Origin of the sequence: Corynebacterium hansenii (assembly GCF_030408795.1) — a bacterium.
GTDB classification, from domain to species: Bacteria; Actinomycetota; Actinomycetes; order Mycobacteriales; family Mycobacteriaceae; genus Corynebacterium; species Corynebacterium hansenii.
In genome coordinates, this window is sequence record NZ_CP047211.1 from 239197 (window position 1) to 261854 (window position 22658).

Consider the following 22658-nt stretch of genomic DNA (forward strand, 5'->3'; position numbering starts at 1 on the left):
CCGCCGCCTGCTTTCGCAGGTCGGCGGTTTCCGACTGGTCGGGGTAGCGGGATTTGAACCCACGGCCTCTTCGTCCCGAACGAAGCGCGCTACCAAGCTGCGCCATACCCCGGAAAAGAAAGTCGCACCGCGCCCGGGCCGCGATCGCGGTCCAGCGGCGTGCGCTGCAACGTCGACAACTCTAGACCCCCGCCGTCGGAAAAGGCAAAACGGCAGATCGGGGGGTTATTCGGGCCGATGGGTGGGGCGATGCGGAGGTCCGCCCGCCCGAGCCGCCGCCCGGGCCACGCGCCCCGAGCCGCCCGCCTGAGCCGCAGCCCGGTTAGTCCCGCGGCACGACCTCGATCAGCGTCGCCGACGGCGGGCAGAACAGCCGCACCGGCGCGTACGGCGACGTGCCCAGGCCGTTGGAGACGTGCAGCCACGTCCGCTCGGTCCACCGCGACAGGCCCGACGCGCGCGACCGGTCGATGCCGCAGTTGGTCACGATCGCCCGCTCGAACGGCAGGCACACCTGGCCGCCGTGCGTGTGGCCGGACATGACCAGGTCGTAGCCGTCCTCGGCGAAACGGTCGAGCACGTGCGGCTCGGGGGAGTGGGACAGGCCGATCGCCAGGTCCGCGTCGGCGTTCGGCGGGCCCGCCACCAGGTCGTAGTCGTCGAGTTCGTGGTGCGGGTCGTCGACGCCGGTGACGGCCAGGCGCACGCCGCCGGCGACGAACTCCAGGCGCCGGTGCGTCGCGTCGCGCCACCCGTGCTCGATGAACGCCGCGCGCATGCCCTCCCACGGCAGCTTCTCGGTGGAGGGGCGGCGCTTTTTGCCGGTCAGGTAGCGCAGCGGATTCAGCGGCTTCGGCCCGAAGTAGTCGTTGGTGCCGAACACGAACACGCCCGGCCGATTCAGCAGCGGGCCCAGGGCCGTCAGGACGCCGGGCACGGCATCCGCGCCGCCGAGGTTGTCGCCGGTGTTGACCACCAGGTCCGGCTCCAGCGCGTCCAGCCCGGCGATCCAGCGCTGCTTCTTCCGCTGCGATCGGGTCATGTGGAAGTCGGTGACGTGCAGGATCCGCATCGGGGCATGCCCCGCGGGCAGGGCGGGCACCCGCACGCGCTTGACGCGGAACGCCTTCAGCTCGATCTGGTTGGCGTACAGGAACGTCGCCGCCCCCGCCAGCCCCAGGCCCCCGACGATTGCGCCGGCGACCTTGGCCGCTTGCTTCACGACGCCGGCCGCCCCCGCCGATTTCTCCCTTCCGCCGGATGCGCCGGCGAGGGCGGAGAGGGCGGGCAAGGTGCGTCGGAAAGCGGAGTCGGTGTTATGAGCCACGGCCACCACGCTACAGTCCCGCGCCCCCGCCACGGACGTCGTCTCGCCATGCGGCGCACGCGCGGGGGAATGCTGCGTAGAGTTTTTGCCATGAGCGAACTCAAGGCAACCATCATCTCCGACATGACCGCCGCCATGAAGGCCCGCGACAAGGACACCGTCGGCGCACTGCGCATGCTCAAGGCCGCGATCCAGACCGAGGAGGTCTCCGGATCCAAGCACGAGCTGACGGACGCGGAAGTGCTGAAGGTCATCGAGCGGGAAATCAAGAAGCGCCGCGAGTCCGCCGAGATGTACGCCGAGAACGGCCGCCAGGAGCTGGCGGACAACGAGCTCGCGGAGGCCGAGGTCTTCGCCCGCTACCAGCCGAAGCAGCTTGACGACGACGAGCTCGCCGCACTGGTCGACGGCGCCGTCGCCGAGGTGTGCGGGGATGAGCCGGCGTCGATGAAGCAGATGGGGCAGATCATGAAGGCGGCGCAGGCCAAGGCCGCCGGCCGCGTCGACGGCAAGCGCCTGTCCGGCGCCGTGAAGGAACGGCTGCAGGGCTAAGCGCGCCACCGGGCCCGGGCACAGCCGTCGTCCGGTGCAGCCCACCTGGAGCGGGCACCGCCTGCGTGCGGTGCGCGCCATCGTGCCCGGGCACAGCCGTCGTGCGGTGCGCCGCTACCGCGGCAGCGGGATGCGCCCGAAGCCCGGGATGTCGATCGAATCCGGCAGGCGGGGGCCGCCGCCACCGCCACCGCCGCCGGGGCCACCGGGCGAGGGGCGCGGCGGGGGCGGACGCCTGGTCCCATCCGACACCTCCATGGTGACGGTGCCGCCGTCGAGAAGCAGGCCCGGCACCCGCACGCCCGTGACCGTGCCGCGCGGCCGGCCCGTCTGCGACGCGATCACCGAGTCGACCTTGTAGCCGGCCTCCTCGAGGACCTTGCGGGCATCGGCCTCCTGCATTCCCACCACCTGCGGCAACGACGCCTTCGCGGTGCCCGCCGCGTACTCGGGGTCCATCTCCGGCAGCACCTTGCCGCCGTGGTCCTCGATGATCGGCGCGATGCCCGAGAACCACGTGCGCGCCGGCTCGCGGCCGCCGTACAGGTCGCCGTACCCGCACTGGCGCAGCGGCGAGGAGCACAGCTGCGTGACCACCGGGGAATCGTTGTAGGCGTAGACCGCCGCGGCGAGGCCCTTGGTGAAGCCCAGGAACGCCGCCGACTGGTTCGACTCCGTGGTGCCCGTCTTCGCGGCCACCGGGCCGTCCCAGTTCACCGACTTCGCGGCGTCCTCGGCGGTGCCGTTGACCGTGTCGGCCGACAGCGCCTGCGCCATCGCGTGGGCGACGCCCGGGTCGACGGCCTTCTCGCAGGCCGGGCGGTCGATCTGGACGGGGTTGCCGTCGCGGTCGGTGATCTCCTCGATCGGGTTCGGCTCGCACCACATGCCGTCCGACGCCAGCGTCGCGCCGACGTTGGACAGCTCCACCGCGTTGACCGGCGTCGGGCCGAGCACGAAGGACCCCAGGGTGTTCTCCGAGACGTACTGCGCCACCGACGATTCGCCGTCGAAGCTGCCCGGCTGGGTGTAGGAGCGCATGCCCAGGCGCACCGCCATGTCCACGACGCCGTCGACGCCGACCTGCTCGCTCATGGCCACGAACGGGGTGTTCGGCGACTTCGCCAGCGCCTCGCGCAGCGTCATGTTCGGCGGGAAGTTGCCGGTGTTCTCCACGCAGTACATGCCCGCCGGACAGCCGGCCGCGCCGCCGGAGCCCAGGCCCGACGCCTCGTAGCGGCGGGGGACCGGCAGCGAGGTGTCGATGCCCATGCCCTTCTCCACCGCGGCGGTGGCGGCGAAGATCTTGAAGATCGACCCCGCGCCGTTGCCCACGGGCGTGAACGGCTGCGGCTGCACCGTCTGCATCGCGTCGGCGTCGAGGCCGTAGACGCGGGACGACGCCATCGACAGCACGCGGCGGGAGTCGGTGCCCGGCTCGATGATGCTCATGACCTCGGCGACGCCACCGGCGGTGGGGGAGGCGTGCTCGCGCAGCGCACGCTGGGTGTTCTCCTGCGCGGCGGGGTCGAGGGTGGTGCGGATGGTGTAGCCGCCGCGCGCGAGCTTCTTGCGGTCCAGGCCGTGGTCGGCGAGGTAGGAGATGACGTAGTCGCAGAAGAAGCCGCGGTCGCCGGCGGCGATGCAGCCCTGCGGCAGGCGGTTGGGTTCGGGCAGGACGCCGAGGTCGGTGGCGATGGCGTCGTTGGCCTGCGCGCGGGTGATGGCGCCGGTGTCGGCCATCGCGCGGAGGACGTCGTTGCGCCGGCCCATCGCGCCGTCCGGGTTGGTGTAGGGGTTCAGGCCCGAAGTCTGCTGCACCAGGCCGGCGAGCAGGGCCGACTGCGGGATGTTGAGGTCCTTCGCCGGGATGCCGAAGTAGGTTTGCGCGGCGTTTTCCACGCCGAAGGCGCCGTTGCCGAAGGGGACGATGTTGAGGTACCCGGTGAGCACCTCTTCCTTGGTCAGCCCGTCTTCGAGGTCCTGGGCGATGCGGATCTCGCGCAGCTTGCGGCCGTAGTCGGCGGCGGTGGCGGCGCGGCGCTCCGCTTCGGTTTCGGCTTCGACGAGCAGCGTGTAGTTCTTGATCAGCTGCTGCTCGATGGTCGACGCGCCCTGGCGCACGGAGCCGGAGGTGAAGTTGGCCAGCGCGGCGCGGAGGGTGCCCTGCCAGTCGACGCCGGAGTGCTCCCAGAAGCGGCGGTCCTCGATGGAGACGATGGCGTCCTTCATGTTCCGCGAGATCTGCGACTGGTCCACGGAGGTGCGGCGCTGCTCGTAAAGCCAGGCCATCGGTTCGCCCTTGGCGTCGGTGATGGTGGTGATTTCGGGGGCTTCGCCGCCGATGACGGAGCGGGACGACATGGCCAGATCGTCGGCGGTGCGCGCCATCAGGTAGCCGCCGCCACCGACGATGGGGAACAACGCGGCGGCGACCATCAGCCCGGCGAGCGCCACGGCCACGGCGAGCTTCAGCAGATTTCGTCCCACGTTCACGCCGTCAACCCTAATGGGAGGGGCCCGCTCGCGGAATTCCCGTTCCTCCCGCGAAGCGTTCGTCCCCGCCTGTGCGCCCCGCGTCGGCGTCCCGTTTCGCGGGTTGCTTTGCGACGCCCGCCGCCATCCCATGAGACCGCATCGCCGGAGCGGTGGCGATTTCGGCATTGTTTTCCGAAGTGTTACATGGTGGGGGTGTCAACGTTTACCCCCGCTGGATACGTCTGTAAACGGTACGACCTGCCGCTATGTGTCACGGTCACCCCCGGAATGTGACCTAGGTGACATTGCAGAAATTGTGTGAATAGACTTACAACAACAAATCAGCACGGAATCAGCGCCGGGGACCTTCCCGGGCTGGTAGAGGAAGCGCCGGGCAGGCAGCACCACGCGCCGGGCGTCACCGCCGCACCGTCCCGACATGCGGGATGTGCAACGAATCCCCGCCGTTTGTCGCGGGGACCGCGACATGCCGAAGGAGGCCATGATGACCGCCACTATCCCCGACCGGAACCGATCCGCCCGTGTGGCCGATCTCGTGGAGGAACGCGAAGACGCCGCCGAGAGTTTCCGGGATCGCCAGGAATGGGTCACCCGCGCCAAGTGCCGCGACATCGACCCCGACGAATTGTTCGTCCGCGGCGCCGCGCAGCGCCAGGCAGCCGTCATCTGCCGTCACTGCCCCGTCGTTCTGCAGTGCCGCGCCGATGCCCTGGACAACCGCGTCGAGTTCGGCGTGTGGGGTGGCCTGACCGAGCGTCAGCGCCGCGCCATGCTCCGCGAGCATCCGGAGGTGACCAGCTGGGCCGATTTCTACGCTTCGCAGGTTGCCGCGCAGAAGGTCGCGCAGAAGGCCCGCCGCGCGTAGTTCCGCCGCGCTTGGCTCCGCCCGCCAACCCACCCCGAATGCGCAGACCCACCCGTTGCAGCGGGTGGGTCTGCGCATTCGGGGTGGGTCTACGTCAAGGTGCGGCGGCTAATCCAGGGCGGGGAGAATTCGCTCCGCCAGCCCGCGCAGATCGGCGAGGCTGGTCACGCCGCCGCGCGTCGACGGCACATGCGTCAGCGGCACATCGGGGAAGCGGCGGACGAAGCGCTTGATCTGCTTCTCCTCCGCGCCGGCCAGCGCGACGCGGGATTCGTGGATCAGTCGCATCGCGGCAATTGCGTCGACTGCGCCCTCCGCGTCGCCCGTGCCTTCCTCATCGCCCCGGTCACCGGCATCCGGGTCGAGATCCATCCGATCCTCATCTCCCCGGTCGAGAGCAACCCCGCCGACGGCATCCCAGTCCAAGTCACGGTCGCGGAGCGCGTCGGGCACCTGGTGGGTGCGGTTGACCACGACCCCGGTGACGGGCAGTCCCTGCGATCCGAGCGATTCCGCGAAGGACCGCGCCTCGCGCAGCGCCTCCGCCGTCGGCGCGGTGACCACCAGGAATTCGCCGGATTCGTCCAGGCGCCGGCGCATCGACCGCGACCTCTCCAGCATCGAATCGGCGACCGGCCGCAGGCCCCGCGCGAACGCCGCCGCCTGCGCCAGGGTTTCGCTGCCGACGATCTGCCCCAGCAGCATGACGCCGGTGCCGACCAGCGCCGATGACGACGTCAGCAGCCTCATCAGCGGGTGGAGCACCAGGCGCCGCACGCGGTCGGCGGAGTCGAGGAAGTCCAGGGCGGACAGCGCGGGCGGGGTGTCCACGACGATCGCGTCCCATTCGCCGGAGTCATGCAGCTTCGCCAGCAGGTCCATGGCCAGGTAGTCGTGCAGGCCTCCGAAGCTGCGGGCGACGGTGGCGGTGATGCGGTTGTCCACGAGTTCCGGCGCCCCGGCCTCGGCGAGCAGCGCCCCGAAGCGGGCGTCCTGGTCGAGCATCAGGGCGTGCAGGCCGTCCTGTCCGGCGACGGGCTGCGGGGTGATGCCCAGGTCGGCGAGTCCGAGCGCCTGCGCCAGGCGTTTCGCGGGGTCGATGGTCATCACGACGGTGCGCAGCCCCGATTCGGCCAGCCCCACGGCCAGGGCGGCGGCGGAGGTGGTCTTGCCGACGCCCCCGGACCCCACCATCACGATCACCCGCGGCTCGCCCCGGCCGTTTTCGCCACGACGATTCTCGCCCTGACCGGCGCCGCCCCAACCGTTTTCGTCCCGGCCGTTCCCGCCCGGCTCCGGCGCGCCCCCGGCGCCGTCTCCTGCGGTCCCCGCGTTCATTTCCGCCGAGTCACTCATCGCGCTCCTCCCGATGATCGAGGCCGCCGAGGAGCCCGGCGACGTCGTAAAGCCCCTCGATGCGCACGCCGCCCGGCAGTGCCGGCACGCGCGTGACTGGCCCGCGCCACGCGCCCGCGAGGTCGGCCTGCGAGCTGCGCTGCACGCGCGCCCGGGCGGCGACGTCGTCGAGTTCGTCGAGCAATGCGGTGGTCAGCGCGTCTTCACTTGACGACGGCCCGCCGCCCCCGCGAGCGGCCAGCCGGCGGCCCACGGCGGTGACGTCGGCGTGGTCGAGGGACAGCGCGGCATCGCAGAGGGCGTCGTCGAGGATGCGGTTGACCACCACCGAACCCAGCGGCAGGTCGGCCTCGGCGAGCTCGTCGAGCGATTCCAGCGACTCGCGCACCGGCAGCGGTTCGGCCAGCGCCACCATGTGCACCCGCGTCGACCCGGACCGCAGGAACGCGGCGGTGTCGGCGGCCTGGCGGTGGATCGGCCCGGATGTGGCGATGTCCCCGAGCGCGCGGGTGACGTCGAGGAACCGCACCACCCGGCCCGTCGGCGGGGCGTCCACGACGACGGCGGACCACCCGCCGCGCCGCGCCTCCGCCACGATGAACCCGGACAACAGCACGTCCCGCAGGCCCGGGGCGATGGTCGTGGCGAACTCGGTGACCCCGAGCCTGCGCGCCGCCGCGATGGCCAGCGAAGAGCCGACGTTGGAGGACAGGTAATCCTCGAGCACCGTCTCGGCGTCCAGGGAGCAGGCGTGGACTTCGCCGCCGCCCGCCGCCGAGGCGACCTTCTCCGGCATCCGCGGGAATTCGCCCAGGCCCAGCGTCGCCGCGATCGACGGCCGGCCCTCGACCTCCACGAGCAGCACGCGCCCGCCGCCGGCGGCCAGCCGCAGCGCCAGCGCACCGGCGATGGTCGACTTCCCGGTGCCGCCCTTGCCCGTGATCACGTGCACCGCGGCCGCCCCGGGCTCCGCGGACGAAGAAGGCGCGGACGAAGAAGGCGGGGACGGCCGAAAGCCGTCCCCCGCACCTGATCCCGAGCCCGCCCGGGCGCCGTCGTCGCTCACCCCATCAACGATAGACGGGGCGGGCGGTTACTGTGTGAGCATGAGCACAACTTGGGAATACGCCACCGTTCCGCTTCTGACCCACGCCACGAAGCAGATCCTCGACACCTGGGGCGAGGACGGTTGGGAGCTCGTCACCGTCCTTCCCGGGCCCACCGGCGAACAGCACGTCGCCTACCTCAAGCGCCAGAAGGGGCAGTAGCCATGACCGTCTCCGATCGCCTCCGCGAACTGGGCATCGAATTGCCCGCCGTCGCCGCACCCGTCGCCGACTACGTGCCGGCCGTGCGCGTCGGCGACCTCGTGTACACCTCCGGCCAGCTGCCCTTCGTCGACGGTGAGCTCGACGCCGTGGGCAAGGTCCGCGAGATTTCCGCCGCCGGCCACTCCGACACCCACGGCTCCGTCGGGCCGGAGGACGCCAAGGCCGCCGCGCGCATCTGCGCGCTCAACGCCCTGGCCGCCATCGACGACCTGGTGGGCATCGACAACGTCGAGCGCATCGTCAAGGTCACCGGCTTCGTCGCCTCCGACCCCGGCTTCACCGGCCAGCCCGGCGTCCTCAATGGCGCATCCGAGCTGTTCGGCGAGGTCTTCGGCGATGCCGGGCGCCACGCCCGCTCCGCCGTCGGCGTCAACCAGCTGCCGCTGAACGCCCCCGTCGAGGTCGAGGTCATCGCGCAGGTGCGCTCCTGACCTCGGGCACGACTCCGGCCCGGGGTCCGGCCCTGGCGCCGGTCCCGGCTCCGACACCGCCCGCCCCACCGGCCCGCCGCCGCGTGGGGCGGGCGCTTCACCTGGCACGTGGCCGGGCATGCGGCCGGGTGGGGGACCGGGCATGTGGCCGGGCATGCAACCGAGTACGCCGCCGGGTGGGGGACCGGGCGTGTGATGCGGTCGGCGGCGAAACCCCCGGCCGCGGCACGTAGGATGGTGGGCATGGAGCATCCCGCTTACAGCCAACTGCGTCCCATCACCGAGTCGGTCGGCGTCGTCCTGTGCCCCAACCCCAGCTACAGCTCGCTGGAGGGCACGAACGCCTACGTCATCAGGGCGGAGGGCGACGAGCGCAGCATCGTCGTCGACCCCGGGCCGGAGGACGAGGGGCACCTCAACGTCCTCCACCGGTTCGCGGGCGACGTCGCGCTGATCCTGCTGACCCACCGCCACGAAGACCACTCCGACGGCGCCCACCGTTTCCGCCAGCTCACCGGGGCCCCGGTGCGGGCCTTCGACGAGCGCTACTGCTCCAGCGACGCGGAGCCGCTGAAGGACGGCGAGCGCATCGTGCTCGATGGCATCACGCCGCAGGTCGAGGTCGTGTCGACGCCGGGCCACACCGCCGATTCCGTCTGTTTCTTCGTCCACACCGGCGACGGCGGCGACGAGGACGTCGAGGGCATCATGACCGGCGACACCATCGCCGGCCGCCACACCACCATGATTTCCGAGACCGACGGCGACCTCGGCGAGTACATCAAGACCCTCCACCTGCTCCAGGATCGCGGCGACGGGGTGCGACTGCTGCCGGGGCACGGCGAGGATCTGCCGGACATCACGGTCATGACCAAGAAGTACATCGAGCGCCGCGAGCAGCGCCTGACCCAGGTCAAGGAGGCGCTGGAGAAGCTGGGCGAGGACGCCACCGTGGGGCAGATCGTCGACGAGATCTACACCGACGTCGACCCGGTGCTGCGCCATGCGGCCGAACAGTCGACGCGCGTGACCATGCGCTACCTCGAGGCGCAGTAGCCCGCGCCCTTCCCTTTTGCTTTGCGACGCGGAAAGCGCCGTCCCCGTGGGGGGACGGCGCTTTGTCCGTTTCGGGCGGGGCGAACCGCCGGCGCTATCGGGCGCGGCGGGCGAGGCGCTCGGTGTCGCAGATGACCACGGACTTGCCCTCCAGTCGGATCCAGCCGCGGTGGGCGAATTCGGCGAGGGCCTTGTTCACGGTCTCTCGGGAGGCGCCGACCAGCTGGGCGATTTCCTCCTGCGTCAGGTCGTGGGTGACGCGGAGGTTGGCGCCTTCCTGGGTGCCGAAGCGGTTGGCCAGCTGCAGCAGCGCCTTGGCCACGCGGCCGGGAACGTCGGTGAAGATGAGGTCGGCCAGCGAGTTGTTGGTGCGGCGGAGGCGGCGGGCCAGCATGCGCAGCAGCTGGGCGGAGATGTCCGGGTGGTCGTCGATCCACTGGTGCAGCAGGTCGGAGTTCATCGACGCCGCGGTGACCTCGGTGACGCAGACGGCCGACGACGTGCGCGGGCCGGGGTCGAAGATGGACAGCTCGCCGAACATGTCGGAGGGGCCCATGATGGTGAGCAGGTTCTCGCGGCCGTCGGAGGAATGGCGCGCGAGCTTCACCTTGCCGTCGATGATGATGTACAGGCGGTCGCCCGGCTCACCCTCGTTGAAGATGGTGGTGCCCCGGGGGAAGCGGACGGTTTCCAGCTCGGTGAGCAGGGCCTGGACCGCCTCCGGGTCGACTCCCTGGAATACTCCGGCGCGGGAGAGGATCTCCTGTACGTCGTCCACGGTCATGTTCTCCTGTCCTGTCGCGTGCCAGAGCGCGGCGTGGTGATTGAGGATCGGGCGAGCCTCGTCCGGGCGCGCCGCTGTTGGGCGGCGTCTGGCCGCACTTCTTTGTGACGAATCCCACTCTAGATGAATATCCTCTTTCATGGGGAAACGCCGCGTGGGAAAATCGGCGGATTCTCTGCGCAACCTCTGGATTATGTGACGGATCCCACGGCATGGGACCTCGGGGGCGGCGGTCCGGGCCGTCGTGAAGCATGTCGGCGAAGGCGGGGGACGGATCCGCGCCGGTCGCTAGGATGTGCCCCATGCCCGCAAACCCAGTGCCCGTGCCGCAGCCGACCCGACCCACGGGGACGCTGACCGGCACGCGGCGCCGCAAGCCGGGGACGCACCCTGCGGCGAAGGGGAAGGAAACGCGGCTGGGGATGGTGCGCCGCGCCCGCCGCGTCAACCGGACGCTGGCCGTCGGCTACCCGGACGCGCATTGCGAGCTCGATTTCACCGACCCGTACGAGCTGACGGTGGCGACGATCCTGTCGGCGCAGTGCACGGACGTGCGGGTCAACATGGTCACGCCCGCGCTGTTCGCGGCATTCCCCGATGCGCGCGCGTTGGCCGGGGCGGATGTCGCGGTGGTCGAGGAGCTGATCCGCTCGACCGGGTTCTACCGGGCGAAGGCGGCGAACATCATCGGGTTCGCGCGCGGCGTGGTCGAGCGGCACGACGGCGAGGTGCCGGGCACGCTCGAGGAGCTGACGGCGCTGCCCGGCGTGGGCCGCAAAACCGCGAACGTGGTGCTGGGCAATGCCTTCGGCGTGCCGGGGCTGACGGTGGACACGCATTTCGGGCGGCTGGTCCGGCGGCTCGGCTTCACCGCGGAAGACGATCCGGTGCGCGTGGAGCGGGAGATGATGGACGTCATCGAGCGCCCAGAGTGGACGTGGTTCTCGCACCGCATCATCTTCCACGGCCGCCGCGTGTGCCATTCGCGCAGGGCGGCGTGCGGGGCCTGTTTCCTCGCGGCCGACTGCCCGTCGTATGGTCTCGCCGGGCCCGCCGAACCCGAGACGGCCGAAAAGCTGATCAAGTCCCCCGACCGGGACCACCTGCTGGCCCTGGCCGGGCTGGGGGAGGACCCCGGGCCGCTTGACGACGACCGACGTGAGGACGTGACCGCGTGAACGACGACATGAACCGCGCCGATTCCGGCCGCGGCGACGCCGGCGAGCCCGGTTCGATAAGAGAGCCGAGCCCGGTGTCCGTGCCGCGGGGTTCGGCGAGGCCGTCGACCGTCATCGCCGTGCTCCTGGCCGTGCTCGGGACCGTCGCCGTGCTCTGGTTCGCGGTGTCGCAGACCATGGGCGGCAACGAACCGGCCGCAGGGTCGGGCGACGGCGAACTCGCCGAGGACGTCGTCGCCAAGCGGCCCGAATGCCCCGAACCCGCGCCGGGCGCCACCGGATACGGCCCGCTGGCCGGCGTCACGCTGCCGTGCCTCGGCGCCGGGCACCAGGGCGAAATCGACGTCGCCGCCGCGCTTGCCGGGAAGCCCGCCGTGGTCAACGTCTGGTCGTGGAACTGCGCCCCGTGCCGCGAGGAACTGCCCGTGCTCGAGGAATGGGCGGCGGCCAACCCGGACGTGCGCGTCGTCGGAGTGCAGGCGGCGACCAGCGAAGCCCGCGGCGCGGCGCTGCTGGAGGACCTCGGCGTGAAGAACTTCGTCTCCTACCAGGACGGATTCGACGCAGTCGGGCCCGCGCTGGAGCTGCCGCGCGTCGTGCCCATCACCGTCGTGCTGCGCGCCGACGGCACCGTGGCCAAGGTGCTGCCGAAGGCCTTCGCATCCGTCGACGAGTTCGACGCCGCCGTCCGGGAGGCGCTCGCATGACCGCCGGCGGAGCGGCCGGGCACCGCATCCCCGGCCTCAAGCCCGTCCACGAGGCCATCGAAGTCACCCCGCCGTGGCTCGCGCCCGTGCTCGGCGACGGCGAGGACCCGGGTCTGACGGCGCTGCGGCGGGCGGCGTCGACCGTCGATGAGCCGCTGGAGAATCCGGACGAATCCGCCGTGCTGGTCCTGCTCGGCGGCGATGCGATGGCGGCGAACCGGCCGGAGGACGCGCTGGTCGTGCTCACGCACCGGTCGCCGACGCTGCGCCGCCACGCCGGGCAGATGGCCTTCCCCGGCGGCCGGCGCGACCCGGGCGACCGCGACGCCGTGCACACCGCGCTGCGCGAAGCGGAAGAGGAAACCGGCCTGCGGCCCGACGCGGTGACGCCGCTGCGGGTGCTCGACTCCATCGACATCAACCGCACCGGCTTCGCCGTCCACCCCGTGCTCGCCTACTGGCACGATCCGCACGACCTGCGCGTCGTCGACCCCAACGAAACCGACGCCGTGCTGCCCGTGCGCATCTCCGACCTCATCGACCCCGAAAACCGCATCCGCGTCGGCTGGGGCAACTGGTCGGGCCCGGCTTTCCGCGTCGGCGACTTCGTCGTGTGGGGGTTCACCGGGGGCGTGCTCGATCACCTGCTGGAAGGCGCCGGCTGGGCGGAGCCGTGGGATGATGGCACGGTGCTCGACCTGCGCGAAACGCTGGCGCGGTCGGCGAACCGGGAAACCTTCGGAAGGGACGGGGCGAAACGATGACGGCCGCGATCGACGGCGGGCTCGTGCTCGACGTGCTGCTCATTCTCGCCGTGCTCAGCGCGATGGCGCTCGGCTGGCGGCAGGGCGCGCTCGCGTCGGCGCTGTCGATCATCGGCGTCATCGCCGGCGGCATCGTCGGCCTGGAACTCGCGCCGCCCGCCATGGACCTGGTGGAGGGCCGCGCCGCGCGGCTGATCATCGGCGTGGCCGTGCTCATCGGCATGGTCGTGCTCGGCCACACGGTCGGGGCGGTGTCGGGGCAGTCGCTGCGCAACCGCATGCGCTCGCCCATGGCCGTCGGCCTGGACTCGGGTTTCGGTGCGGTGGTGCAGGCGGCGGCGACGCTGATCGTCGCGTGGATGGTGGCGCTGCCGCTGGCCACGGTGCTGCCCGGGCAGTTCGGCGATTCGATCCGCGACTCGGCGGTGCTGGCCACCGTCGACGAGGTCGCCCCCGAATCGTGGGCCGGCCTCCCGTCGTCCATCGTCCGCCGCATCGACGACTCCGGCGTGCCCGCGGCGATCGCCCCGTTCGAAAAGCGGCCCGTGCACGACGCCACCCCGGCGGACCCGTCGGTCATCGACCAGGGCGTCGTCGACCGCATCCGCCCGTCGATCGTGCGCGTGCTCGGCGAGGCGCCGCAGTGCCGCCGCCTGCTCCAGGGCACGGGTTTCGTCATCGCCCCCGACCTGGTGGTCACCAACGCCCACGTCGTCGCCGGCGTGGAGACGGTGCGCATGGAGACCGTCGCCGGAATGGTCGACGCGCGCGTGGTCCACTTCGACCCGCTCGACGACATCGCCATCCTGCGGTCCTGGGATCTGCCGCTGACCCCGCTGCCGTGGGCCGCGAACGAGGGCAAGCCCGGCGAGGGCGCGGTCGTGCTCGGATTCCCCGAGTCCGGCCCGTTCACGGCGACCGCCGCGCGCATCGAGGAGAAGCTGCTGATCCGCGGCCCCGACATCTACTCGGCCAGCCGCCACGACCGCGAGGCGTACGTCCTGCGCTCCGACGTCCGCCACGGCAATTCGGGCGGGCCGCTGATCAATCCGCGGGGCGAGGCCCTGGGCGTGGTGTTCGGCGCCGGCGTCAACGACGACCAGACCGGCTACGCGCTGACCGCCGCGGAGACCGAAGCGCACATCAAGATGGCCCGCGACCTCATCGAGCCCGCGGACACGAGGGAATGCGTGGCCCAGTAGGGGCGGGCGGCCTCAGCCGAGGTCCGGGTGCTCCCGGCGCACCGCGGCGATGACGATGTCCGCGACCTCGTCGGGGGCCTCCAGCGCGGGGTAGTGGCCGACGCCCGGCAGGGTCACCGATTCGACCACCGGGGATTCCGCCAGCGTGCGTTCGCTGACCATCGGGTCGCCCGCGCCGACGACGATCCACGTCGGCGGCATCGCCGTGCGCGCCAGAATGCGCATCCAGCGCCGCCACGCCGGACCGGTCGGGGCGGCCAGCCATTCGAGGTGCTGCAACGCCGGCGCCAGGGCGCCCGCACGCAACGAGCGCTCCATCAGGCGCGCCGATTCGGTTCCCTCCGGGGTGTCGGCGAAACCGGGGCCGGCGATCTTCATGGCGTCGGCGACGATGCCCGTCGCCGTGCGCCCGCTGCCGCGGCCGACTTTGCGGATGATCGACGCGTACCTGCCGAACGCCCACGACGCCCGCAGCGGCCGGGAGAAGGGTCGGCGGATGGCTTCGCGACGCCACGCGGCGGGATGCGGCATGCCGCAGGACACGATGCCGGAGACGAGCTTCGGCGCGCGCGCCGCCAGCGTCCATGCGACGAGGGCGCCGTAGCCCTGTCCGACGACGGTCGCCCGCGAATGGCCCAACGCGCGGATCAGCCCCGCCGCGTCATCGGCGGCCGCGTTGGGGCGGTAGCCGGAGGGCGTGCGGTCGGACGTGCCGTAGCCGCGCAGGGACACCGCCACCGCATGGACCGGCAGATCGGCGAGCAGCGGCAGCACGCGCCGCCAGTCGAACCAGCCTCCGGTGGCCGTGTGGATGAAAAGGACCAGCGGCGACGACGGAGCCCCGCACTCTGCGACGTGCAGCCGCTGTCCGCGGACGTGGACCATGCGGTGGGTCCACGGACCGTCGAGCAGCACCTCGTCGGGGTGCGGGGCGGGGGCGTCGGCGCCGCCGGGAAGTTCGCCGTTCACCGCGTCATTCCTCGCGTCGATGCCGAAGACCGGGCGGGCGCGTTCGCGCCCGCCGCGGTTCCCGTTGGTTGGTGGTGTGATGCCGTTTAGGTGTACAGGCCGTCGGACGCGGCGTGCGACGGGGTGGTCCGGCCCTGGCCGGAGGACGGGATGACCGTCTTGAGGTCCTGCACCGACTGGATGGTCTTCTCGGGCTTGCCGACCTTCTTCACCTTCTGCAGGCCCAGGAAGGCCGCGATGCCGGCGATGACCAGCATCAGGACGAAGACGATGAGGAACGCCGACCAGCGCGGCAGCCACACGGCGATGAGCTCGGCCAGGAAGAAGAACAGGAAGAACGAGGAGTACAGGGCCACCACGCCCGCCACCGCGAAGAACCCGGCGCCGACGCCGGCCTTCTTCGCCTCACCGGCGAGCTCGGCCTTGGCCAGCTCGACCTCGGCGCGGACGAGCGACGACACTTGGGCCGACGCCGACTGGACCAGCGTGCCGATGCTGGCCTCGCCCGGGGCGTGGGTGTCCACGTCGCTCAGCGGCACTGCGGTGACTCGCGGCGACACGGCCGAGCTGCCATCCGTGAAAAGGCCCTTGTTGTTGTCGCTGCTCACGTGCGTCCTCCTGCGTAAATCGATGCGATGATCGGTGGGTCTATGCTGCTGGATCCCCGGTGGGGCACCCGATCGGGGGCCGTCCGGAGGACCCGTCCCGCCATTGGCAACGGCGCAACTCTGCTGGCCATACTACCCATCCCGGCGGCCTCCGCGCGGTGCGGTCGCGATTTTCACCGCGATTCACCCCGCGCACTCCGGTCTCCCCGCTCCGCGCACTCCCGCGGGTCGCGCCCGTCGCCGCCAACCGATTCCCGGGCTTTCGGCTGCGCCGCCGGACGCCGCCCCTACTCTGGGGGCATGACCGACGGAACCACCCGCCCCGACCCGCTCGCCCCGCTGATGGAATTGGAGGGCGTCGCCGAGGCCGCCCAACGCGCCGCAGATGCGGTGTCCGGGGTGCATCGCCACCGCGCCAACCTGCGCAAATGGACCGTCACCGGCGCCGAGTCGGTGCTGCGCGGCGCGCGGGCGTCGGCGTGGCTGGAGGGCGGCGAGCCCGCCCTGCCGTCGGAGGGCGACGTCACCGACCCCATCCTCGCCGCCGCCCTGCGCGCCGCCGACCCGATCTCGCCGGAGGCGATCGAGGAAACGGTCCGCGTGTGGCGCCGCGCGCCGATCCAGGTGCTCGCCCGCCTCGCGCTGATCGCATCCCCGACGGGCCCGGAGCTTTCCGACGCCCCCACCGACGCCCGATCCTCCGAAGCCGGCCGCCCCGTCGGCGACGAGAACCTGTCGGCGGCGATGAAGGAGCAGCGCCTGCACCTGCTCGGCGACCTGATCACCGGCGGCACGTCGGTGCCGGACACGGTGCTGTCCGCCGTCGTCCACGGCGAGCTGCTGACCATGCGCCCCTTCGCGGACAACAACGGCATCGTCGCGCGCGCGGCCTCGCGCTTGACGACGATCGCCGGCGGCTCCGACCCCCGCGGCCTGGGCGTGCCGGAGGTGCACTGGACCCGCCACCGCGACGAGTACCGCGCCGCAGCCGACGCCTTCGCGTCGGGCTCCCCGGAGGGCGTGCGCCGCTGGATTCTGCTGCACCTGGCCGGGTTGGAAGCCGGCGCGGCCGAGGCGCGCGGCATCGCCGAAGCGGTGTAGGGGAGGGATCATCGGGGCTCGCGCCGTCGATCCGTCGAATCGTCGTGGGCGGAACCCGCGACACCGCGCCGTCGCGCCGGTGGACCCGATGCCCGGCGAAACTCCGGTGCCGGCCTAGCCTTGATCCCCGCCGCGTCGTGAAGCGATGATGCCCGCCACCAGCGCAGCCGCACCCACAGCGGCCGCGGCGATGCCCGTCACGCGCGGGCCCGTGCGGCGGAACAGAGGCTCGGGATTGCGGAAGATGCGGATGGGCCAATCGCGCTCCTCCGCGATCTTGCGCAGCGGCTTGTCCGGGTTGACCGCGACGGGATGGCCGACGACCGACAGCATTGGCTCATCGGTGCCCGAATCGGAGTAGGCGTAGCAGCGCGACAGGTCGTAGCCGCGCTCCTCGGCGATGCGCCGCAGCTCGGCGGCCTTGTTGCCGCCGCGGCAGAAGAACGGGACCTTGCCCGTGTACACGCCGTCGACGACCTCCAGCCGGGTGGCCACCGTCTCGCGGACGCCCAGCTCCGCGGCGATCGGCTCGACCAGCTCCGCCGCCGACGCGGACACCACGAAAACCTCGTGGCCCAGCGCCCGGTGATGCCGGATCAGCTCGACGGCCTCCTTGTACACGTACGGCGAAATCACCTGGTGCAGGGACTCTTCGGCGATCTGGCGGACATGGTCGGCGCGCCAGCCGGTCACCATCGCCGACAGCTGGTCGCGGGCGGCCTCCATCTGGTCGTGGTCGTGGCCGCCGGAAATGTACAGCGCCTGGCCCAGCGCCATCTGCATCATCCCCGAGGCGGTGATCAGGCCGGATTCCATGAACTGCCGGCGGAACGCGTAGGCCGAGCTGCGGGCGATGATGGTCTTGTCCAGGTCGAAGAACGCGGCCACGGGCGACGCGCGGCGGGGCGCGGCCGTGTGGCGGGGATCTTCGACGGTCACGGCACCGAGCATAGCGACGTGACGGTTCCGCGGGCGGCGTCCGCGAGCCGGGGTGGTGGTTCGGCGTGCTCCGGCGCTGGTGCGGGCGGCGATTCGCCCCCGCAACAGGTGGGCGGGAACCATTTTGCGTTCGGGTTGGCAGCCTTCTGGTGTTGTGCCATACTTGTGCTGGCTGGCCCCGATATACAGTGCGGCCGCCCCCGGCTCACCCCCCGAAGCCGGGTCAGACGCCCCGCGCCATCCCCCCCCCGGCGCGGGGCGTCGCTATTTCCGCTTGGGCCGTGCGTGCCGGGGCTACGCGAAGTATCCCCGCACGTACTCGCGGGAAGCCAGGCCAATCGACTCGAAGTGTCGCGCCAGTTCAACTTCCTCCTCGAAGTAGCCGATGCCTTCCTCGGGTTCCTCGTCTGCGGCCCGGGCGGCCTCCAATTCGTCGAGCGCGGTCTGCAGCGCGTGGCCCTGCCATACGGAGACGCCGATGCCCGCGTACACGTAACTGGAGGGGGCCTCGTCCTCGTTGACGTCCGCGTCGCCGTTGATCTCGCGCAGGTGGCGGGCGCATTCGATGGCGTCGAGCCAGGTGAGGTCGACGCCACCGAGCTCGATGGGGCCACTGTCTTCGTCGACGGCGAGTTCGATGAACTCCACTCCGTCGTCGCCGATGGAGACGTTGACGAACGGTTCCGGGAACGTGATCGTCGACGAGCCGTCGGTCCGGCTGAAGTCCGGGCCCAGCACGGCGGTGACGTCGTCGAGACCGTCGCCGAAGCGCACCATGCCGGTGCCGTGCGGGGTGGGGAACTCGACGCCTTCGAACGGGTGGAGGATGACCTTCTTCGTCATGGTGGAACTCCTGGGCGATTGGATGGATGTACCTGTTGGGAAACACTATCGCCAGTGGTGGTGGCCGGCGACGCGAGCGTTTTCCACAGCGCCCGATCCATCCACATTCCGGGGCTTTGCGACGGCCACCCGACGCGTGGATTTCCGGCCCCGTCGGCATGGTTCGGGGCATGGACGAGCAGACATCCGGGCCCGCCGGTCCGGAGGACGTGATCATCGCCGTCGAGGATCCCGAACTGGAGCAGGAAGCCGCGACCGTCGTCGCCGCGACGGGCCGGCGTGCGGTGCGGGTCTCGGCACCCGACCCCGCCGACGCGGCCTGGCGCAGGTGCGCGGCGATCCTCCTCGACGAGAGGCGGGCGGAGTCGCTGCTCGATGCCGTCGGCGCCGGGTGCGCATCGCGCGATGGCCTCCACCTGCTCCATTCCGACGATTCCGCCCCACCCGATCATCTCGCCCGGGCTTTGGGCTGCGGCGATCCCGTCCCCCTGCCGTCGTGCGGCGCCGACCTGGTCGGGTGGATCGGCAGGCCCGGGCGGTCGCGCGCGGGGCGGGTCATCGCCTGCGTCCCGGCAGTCGGGGGAGCGGGCGCTTCGGTCGCGGCGGCGGCTCTGGCGATGTCCGCGGCCCGCGAAGGCGAAGCGCTGCTCGTCGACGCCGACGAGTATTCCGGCGGCGCGGACCTGCTCCTCGGCGCGGAAACTGAACCCGGCGTGCGGTGGCCCGACGTCCGCGCCGAAGCCGGGGCGCTGGACGCCCGGGCCCTGTTTGGCGCGGTGCCGAGAGCCCGTGCCCGGGGCGCGGCCGGCCGGGGCGGGGCGGTGTTCTTCCACGATGACGAGGGCCCGGGCGTGCTCACCGGCCCGAGGTCGCGCGCCGACGACGGGTGGACGATCACCCCGCGCGCCGCATCCGCCGTCATCGACGCGGTGGTCGGTGCGGGCGGCACGGCGGTCGTCGATCTGCCCGGGCCGGGCCGGATCGCGGATGCGGTCGCGCCGCGGGCCGATGCCCTGGCCGTCGTCGTCCCCGCCACCGTCCGTGGGCTGGCCGCCGCCACGCGTGTCGCAGCCGCGATGAGGGCGGCCGGTGGCGATCCGGTGGCCGTCGTCCGCTGGCCGGCGCCGGGTGGTGTGACCGTCGACGACGTGAGCTTCGCGACCGGCCTCGACGTCGTCGCCGAGATTCCCCACATCCGCTCTGTGCCGAGGGAAATCGAGGTGGAGGGGTTGGGCAGGGGCGTCGTGAAGCTCATGCGGGCCCTGGAGCCGGTGCTCGACCTCGCGGACTGCGCGGACGTCGGGGACGGGAGGTGCAGGTGAAGGACGTCGATTGCGGCCTCGGCGTCGTGCCGGAGTCCCCGTGGGAGGCGGCGCGGGAGCCGGCGCGGGCGCCGGGGGACGCCGTGATCGACGCGGGCCTGCTCGACCGCGTGCGACGGCGGCTGGTGGAGTCGGCGGCGGGGTTGGGCGCCGATGAGATCGCGCGGGCCGTGCGGGAGGAAACCGGAGGCGTGGTCGGTGATGCGCAGTTGCTGGCGCTGCTGCGGACGCTGCGCGGGGAGCTCGTCGGCGCGGGGCCGCTGGATCGGCTGCTGCGGCTGCCCGGGGTGACCGATGTGCTGGTCACCGCTCCGGATGAGGTGTGGGTGGACAGGGGAGCGGGGCCCGAACCCGCCGACGTGCGGTTCCGCGATGACGCCGAGGTGCGCCGGTTGGCCGTCCGTCTGGCGACCGCGTGCGGCAGGCGGCTCGATGACGCGCAGCCTTTCGTCGACGGCCACCTGCCCGGCGGGGCGGGGGATGCGGGCGTGCGAGTCCATGCGATGCTGTCGCCGCCGGCCGGTCGCGCGACGCTAATCAGCCTCCGCGTGCTGCGCCGGGCCGCGATGGGGCTGGGCGATTTGGTGGCGTCGGGGTCGGTGGCGCCCGTGGCCGCCGACATGGTGCGGCGGGTGATCGCTTCCCGACGGGCCTTCGCGGTCGTCGGAGGAACCGGCACCGGCAAGACGACGCTGCTGTCGGCGCTGCTGGGCGAAGTGCCGGCGCGCGAGCGGATCCTCTGCGTGGAGGACACCCCGGAGCTGCACCCGAACCATCCGCACGTGGTCAAACTGGTGGCCCGGCCCCCGAACATCGAGGGCGCCGGCGAGATCACCCAGCGGACGCTGCTGCGGCAGGCGCTGCGCATGCGGCCCGACCGGATCGTCGTCGGGGAGATCCGCGGGGCAGAGGTCGTGGATCTGCTCGCCGCGCTCAACACCGGCCACGACGGTGGGGCGGGGACGGTGCACGCGAACTCCGCCGCCGACGTGCCCGCACGTTTCGAAGCGCTCGGGGCTCTCGGCGGTTTGGGGAGCGCTGCGCTGCATGCGCAATTGGCCCCGGCGCTGCGGGTGGTGCTCGCCGTTGAACGTGTCGCGGGGACGCGACGGCTGGCGCAGATCGGAGTGCTCGACGGCAACCCGGTGCGGGTGCGCACCGCCTGGCACCACCGCGATGGCGAGGGTGAGGCGATGGGCGTGTTCCGCGGGCTCACCGCCGACGCGGGGACGGGGGAGCGGTCGGCATGACGCTCGCGGATTCTCTGCCCTCGACCACGGTTCCCTTCCTGCTCGCTGCGGCGCTGTGGGGATGGCCGTCGCCGGCACCGGGAGACCGCATCCCCGAAATCGCCGGGAGGGCCGGACTGGGCGGCGGCCGGGACGTCGTCACGCTGCCCGGGTGGGCGTGGTTCCTGGCAGCCGCGCCGCTGCTGCTGGCCGGCCCGCACGTGACCCTGTCCGCGGTGATGGCGGTGCGCACGGTGATGTCGCTGGTCGGGCAGGCGCGGCGGCGCCGTGACCTCGATGCCGGCACCGCGGCGGCGGCCCGTGCGGCGGAGGTGCTCGCCGCCGATCTGCGTGCGGGTGCGACTCCGGTCGCGGCCTTGGCGGCCGCGGCGGACGAAGCCGGCGAACCTTTGGCGGCGGCGCTCGGCGAGGCGTCGTCGCGTGCGCGGTTGGGCGGGTCGGTGGCGGGCTCGCTCGACCGGGCGGTGGACGATGCGCCCGCTATGACGGAACTGCGCAGGCTCGCGCGGGCGTGGCGCGTGGCCGAAACCCACGGGCTGCGGTTGGCCGACGTCATCGACCACGGGCGCGGCGACATCGCGGCGCGCCGGGCGCACAGGTCGCGGACGGCGGCGGCGCTGGCGGGCCCGCGCGTGACCATGTTGATTCTCATGGCGCTGCCGCTCTTCGGGGTGGCGATGGGCCAAGCGCTCGGGGCGCGGCCCCTGCAATTCCTGTCGTCCGGGGGCGTGGGTGGAGTGGTGCTCATCGTCGGAGTGGGGCTGACCTGCGCAGGCGCGCTGTGGGGGAGCCGGATTCTCGCGGCGGCGGAGGGAACGCGATGAGCCTCGCGATGCTGCTGCTCGCCCTCGCCGCCCTGATCCCCACCGGCATCCGCGCGAGCGAGCGGTGGCCCGAACTCGAACGTGCCGGGGCGGGTCTCCGGAGGGGAGCGGGAACGGCCGCCGGGAGAAGGTCCGGAACTGCCGCCGGGCGGAGGTCAGGAGCGGGCACACGGGCGCATGACCCGAATCCGCAGTCAGCACTCGGCCGGGAATGGCCGGCGGCGAACCGGGGTCCGGAATGGTCGCGTTTCCTCCGCGACCGCGTCGGCGGCCGTTCGCGTGCGCCTGATCCGATGCGGCTGCTCGACGCGGCATCGTCGCTGGACCTGTTGGCCGCGTGCCTGGGCGCGGGCATGCCGCCGGGGGAGGCGGCGTCGGCGACGGCGTCGGCCGCGTCGCCCGGGCTCGCGGGGCCGCTTCACGACGTCTCGATGCGCCTCGCACTCGGCGTGGCCGCGCCGTGGAAGGTGCTCGACAACGTTCCCGAAATGGCCGATCTCGTGGCCCTGGCCAGGCGTTCCGGTGATTCGGGGGCCGCTATGTCGATGGGCGTCGCCGAGTTGGCGGCGGCGCGCCGGGCCGAAGCCGGCGACGGCGCGGAGGCGACGGCCGAACGGGCGGGCGTGCTCATCGCCGGACCGCTGGCCCTGTGTTTCCTGCCGGCGTTCGTGGTGCTGGGGCTGATCCCGACGATCGCGGGCCTGGCCGAGTCGATGCTCGGCCCGCTGACGGCGGGGCCGACGTGACGGG

23 protein-coding genes and 1 tRNA gene are annotated in these 22658 nt (G+C 72.2%); 14 read left to right on the top strand and 10 right to left on the bottom strand.

What is annotated here, in order from left to right; all coding sequences use genetic code 11:
• Positions 1-35: 35 nt before the first annotated feature.
• Together CHAN_RS01025 and CHAN_RS01030 are read right to left on the bottom strand one after the other, a co-directional pair.
• Positions 36-112, bottom strand: a tRNA-Pro gene (locus CHAN_RS01025).
• A 210-nt stretch (positions 113-322) separates the two neighbouring features.
• Positions 323-1222, bottom strand: a complete 900-nt coding sequence (locus CHAN_RS01030; RefSeq protein WP_377748426.1) for a metallophosphoesterase — start codon at positions 1220-1222, stop codon at positions 323-325.
• A gap of 195 nt (positions 1223-1417) precedes the next feature.
• On the opposite strand from CHAN_RS01030, the gene CHAN_RS01035 reads away from it, so the two are divergent.
• Positions 1418-1879, top strand: a complete 462-nt coding sequence (locus tag CHAN_RS01035; RefSeq protein ID WP_048743377.1) for a GatB/YqeY domain-containing protein — start codon at positions 1418-1420, stop codon at positions 1877-1879.
• A gap of 114 nt (positions 1880-1993) precedes the next feature.
• Here CHAN_RS01035 and CHAN_RS01040 read toward each other — a convergent pair whose 3' ends face one another.
• Positions 1994-4318, bottom strand: coding sequence for a transglycosylase domain-containing protein (locus CHAN_RS01040; protein ID WP_377748424.1), 2325 nt, complete (start codon positions 4316-4318; stop codon positions 1994-1996).
• 544 nt (positions 4319-4862) lie between these two features.
• On the opposite strand from CHAN_RS01040, the gene CHAN_RS01045 reads away from it, so the two are divergent.
• A complete protein-coding gene (locus CHAN_RS01045; RefSeq protein ID WP_048743501.1) occupies positions 4863-5243 on the top strand; it encodes a WhiB family transcriptional regulator in 381 nt (126 codons plus the stop codon).
• Positions 5244-5351: 108 nt separating this feature from the next.
• Here CHAN_RS01045 and CHAN_RS01050 read toward each other — a convergent pair whose 3' ends face one another.
• Entirely contained in the window at positions 5352-6599 is a 1248-nt protein-coding gene (locus CHAN_RS01050) for an ArsA family ATPase (protein ID WP_290290942.1), read from the bottom strand.
• Positions 6592-7545: an ArsA-related P-loop ATPase gene (locus tag CHAN_RS01055; protein ID WP_290290943.1), complete on the bottom strand. Its 954-nt coding sequence runs from the start codon at positions 7543-7545 to the stop codon at positions 6592-6594. Before CHAN_RS01055 ends, CHAN_RS01050 begins: the two co-directional genes overlap by 8 nt.
• 154 nt (positions 7546-7699) lie before the next feature.
• Here CHAN_RS01055 and sp36 point away from each other — a divergent pair, with 154 nt between their 5' ends.
• The 3 genes from sp36 (at position 7700) to CHAN_RS01070 (ending at position 9417) form a co-directional block, all read left to right on the top strand.
• Positions 7700-7867, top strand: coding sequence for a Sp36 family protein (sp36, locus tag CHAN_RS01060; RefSeq protein WP_494337342.1), 168 nt, complete (start codon positions 7700-7702; stop codon positions 7865-7867).
• 2 nt (positions 7868-7869) lie between these two features.
• Entirely contained in the window at positions 7870-8361 is a 492-nt protein-coding gene (locus tag CHAN_RS01065) for a RidA family protein (RefSeq protein WP_048743381.1), read from the top strand.
• A 243-nt stretch (positions 8362-8604) separates the two neighbouring features.
• The gene (locus CHAN_RS01070) at positions 8605-9417 is read left to right on the top strand and encodes an MBL fold metallo-hydrolase (RefSeq protein ID WP_290290949.1); all 813 of its coding nucleotides are present in this window, start codon (positions 8605-8607) and stop codon (positions 9415-9417) included.
• A 94-nt stretch (positions 9418-9511) separates the two neighbouring features.
• Here the strand turns inward: CHAN_RS01070 and glxR are convergent, their stop codons facing one another.
• On the bottom strand, positions 9512-10195 hold the full coding sequence (gene glxR, locus CHAN_RS01075; protein ID WP_048743503.1) for a CRP-like cAMP-activated global transcriptional regulator GlxR: 684 nt from the start codon (positions 10193-10195) through the stop codon (positions 9512-9514).
• A 308-nt stretch (positions 10196-10503) separates the two neighbouring features.
• On the opposite strand from glxR, the gene nth reads away from it, so the two are divergent.
• From nth to CHAN_RS01095, 4 genes are read left to right on the top strand one after another with little or no spacing between them, the layout of a single operon-like run.
• Positions 10504-11379 (top strand): endonuclease III, encoded by an 876-nt coding sequence (gene nth / locus CHAN_RS01080; protein WP_048743386.1) that lies wholly within the window; start codon positions 10504-10506, stop codon positions 11377-11379.
• Positions 11376-12086, top strand: coding sequence for a TlpA family protein disulfide reductase (locus CHAN_RS01085; RefSeq protein ID WP_290290953.1), 711 nt, complete (start codon positions 11376-11378; stop codon positions 12084-12086). The genes nth and CHAN_RS01085 overlap by 4 nt, the downstream gene beginning before the upstream one ends.
• A complete protein-coding gene (locus CHAN_RS01090) occupies positions 12083-12850 on the top strand; it encodes an NUDIX hydrolase (protein WP_290290955.1) in 768 nt (255 codons plus the stop codon). Before CHAN_RS01085 ends, CHAN_RS01090 begins: the two co-directional genes overlap by 4 nt.
• On the top strand, positions 12847-14052 hold the full coding sequence (locus CHAN_RS01095) for a MarP family serine protease (RefSeq protein ID WP_290290957.1): 1206 nt from the start codon (positions 12847-12849) through the stop codon (positions 14050-14052). The genes CHAN_RS01090 and CHAN_RS01095 overlap by 4 nt, the downstream gene beginning before the upstream one ends.
• Before the next feature lie 12 nt (positions 14053-14064).
• On the opposite strand, the gene CHAN_RS01100 is transcribed toward CHAN_RS01095, so the two are convergent.
• Positions 14065-15021 carry an alpha/beta fold hydrolase gene (locus CHAN_RS01100; protein WP_048743390.1) on the bottom strand — a complete coding sequence of 319 codons (957 nt, stop codon included), beginning with the start codon at positions 15019-15021 and terminating at the stop codon, positions 14065-14067.
• Positions 15022-15107: 86 nt separating this feature from the next.
• Complete coding sequence (locus tag CHAN_RS01105; RefSeq protein ID WP_048743392.1) at positions 15108-15629, bottom strand: phage holin family protein; 522 nt, start codon at positions 15627-15629, stop codon at positions 15108-15110.
• Positions 15630-15929: 300 nt separating this feature from the next.
• Here CHAN_RS01105 and CHAN_RS01110 point away from each other — a divergent pair, with 300 nt between their 5' ends.
• Entirely contained in the window at positions 15930-16730 is an 801-nt protein-coding gene (locus tag CHAN_RS01110; protein WP_290290962.1) for a Fic family protein, read from the top strand.
• A gap of 114 nt (positions 16731-16844) precedes the next feature.
• Here CHAN_RS01110 and CHAN_RS01115 read toward each other — a convergent pair whose 3' ends face one another.
• Together CHAN_RS01115 and CHAN_RS01120 are read right to left on the bottom strand one after the other, a co-directional pair.
• Positions 16845-17669, bottom strand: a complete 825-nt coding sequence (locus tag CHAN_RS01115; protein ID WP_290290964.1) for an HAD family hydrolase — start codon at positions 17667-17669, stop codon at positions 16845-16847.
• Between the two features lie 294 nt (positions 17670-17963).
• On the bottom strand, positions 17964-18512 hold the full coding sequence (locus CHAN_RS01120) for a hypothetical protein (protein ID WP_290290967.1): 549 nt from the start codon (positions 18510-18512) through the stop codon (positions 17964-17966).
• Positions 18513-18682: 170 nt separating this feature from the next.
• Here CHAN_RS01120 and ssd point away from each other — a divergent pair, with 170 nt between their 5' ends.
• The 4 genes from ssd to CHAN_RS01140 all read left to right on the top strand — a co-directional run bounded on the left by ssd (position 18683) and on the right by CHAN_RS01140 (position 22654).
• Entirely contained in the window at positions 18683-19834 is a 1152-nt protein-coding gene (ssd, locus tag CHAN_RS01125; RefSeq protein WP_290290968.1) for a septum site-determining protein Ssd, read from the top strand.
• Positions 19835-19920: 86 nt separating this feature from the next.
• Complete coding sequence (locus CHAN_RS01130) at positions 19921-21084, top strand: TadA family conjugal transfer-associated ATPase (protein WP_290293242.1); 1164 nt, start codon at positions 19921-19923, stop codon at positions 21082-21084.
• Complete coding sequence (locus CHAN_RS01135; RefSeq protein WP_290290969.1) at positions 21081-21908, top strand: type II secretion system F family protein; 828 nt, start codon at positions 21081-21083, stop codon at positions 21906-21908. The genes CHAN_RS01130 and CHAN_RS01135 overlap by 4 nt, the downstream gene beginning before the upstream one ends.
• Entirely contained in the window at positions 21905-22654 is a 750-nt protein-coding gene (locus CHAN_RS01140; protein WP_290290970.1) for a type II secretion system F family protein, read from the top strand. Before CHAN_RS01135 ends, CHAN_RS01140 begins: the two co-directional genes overlap by 4 nt.
• The last annotated feature ends 4 nt before the right edge of the window (positions 22655-22658 follow it).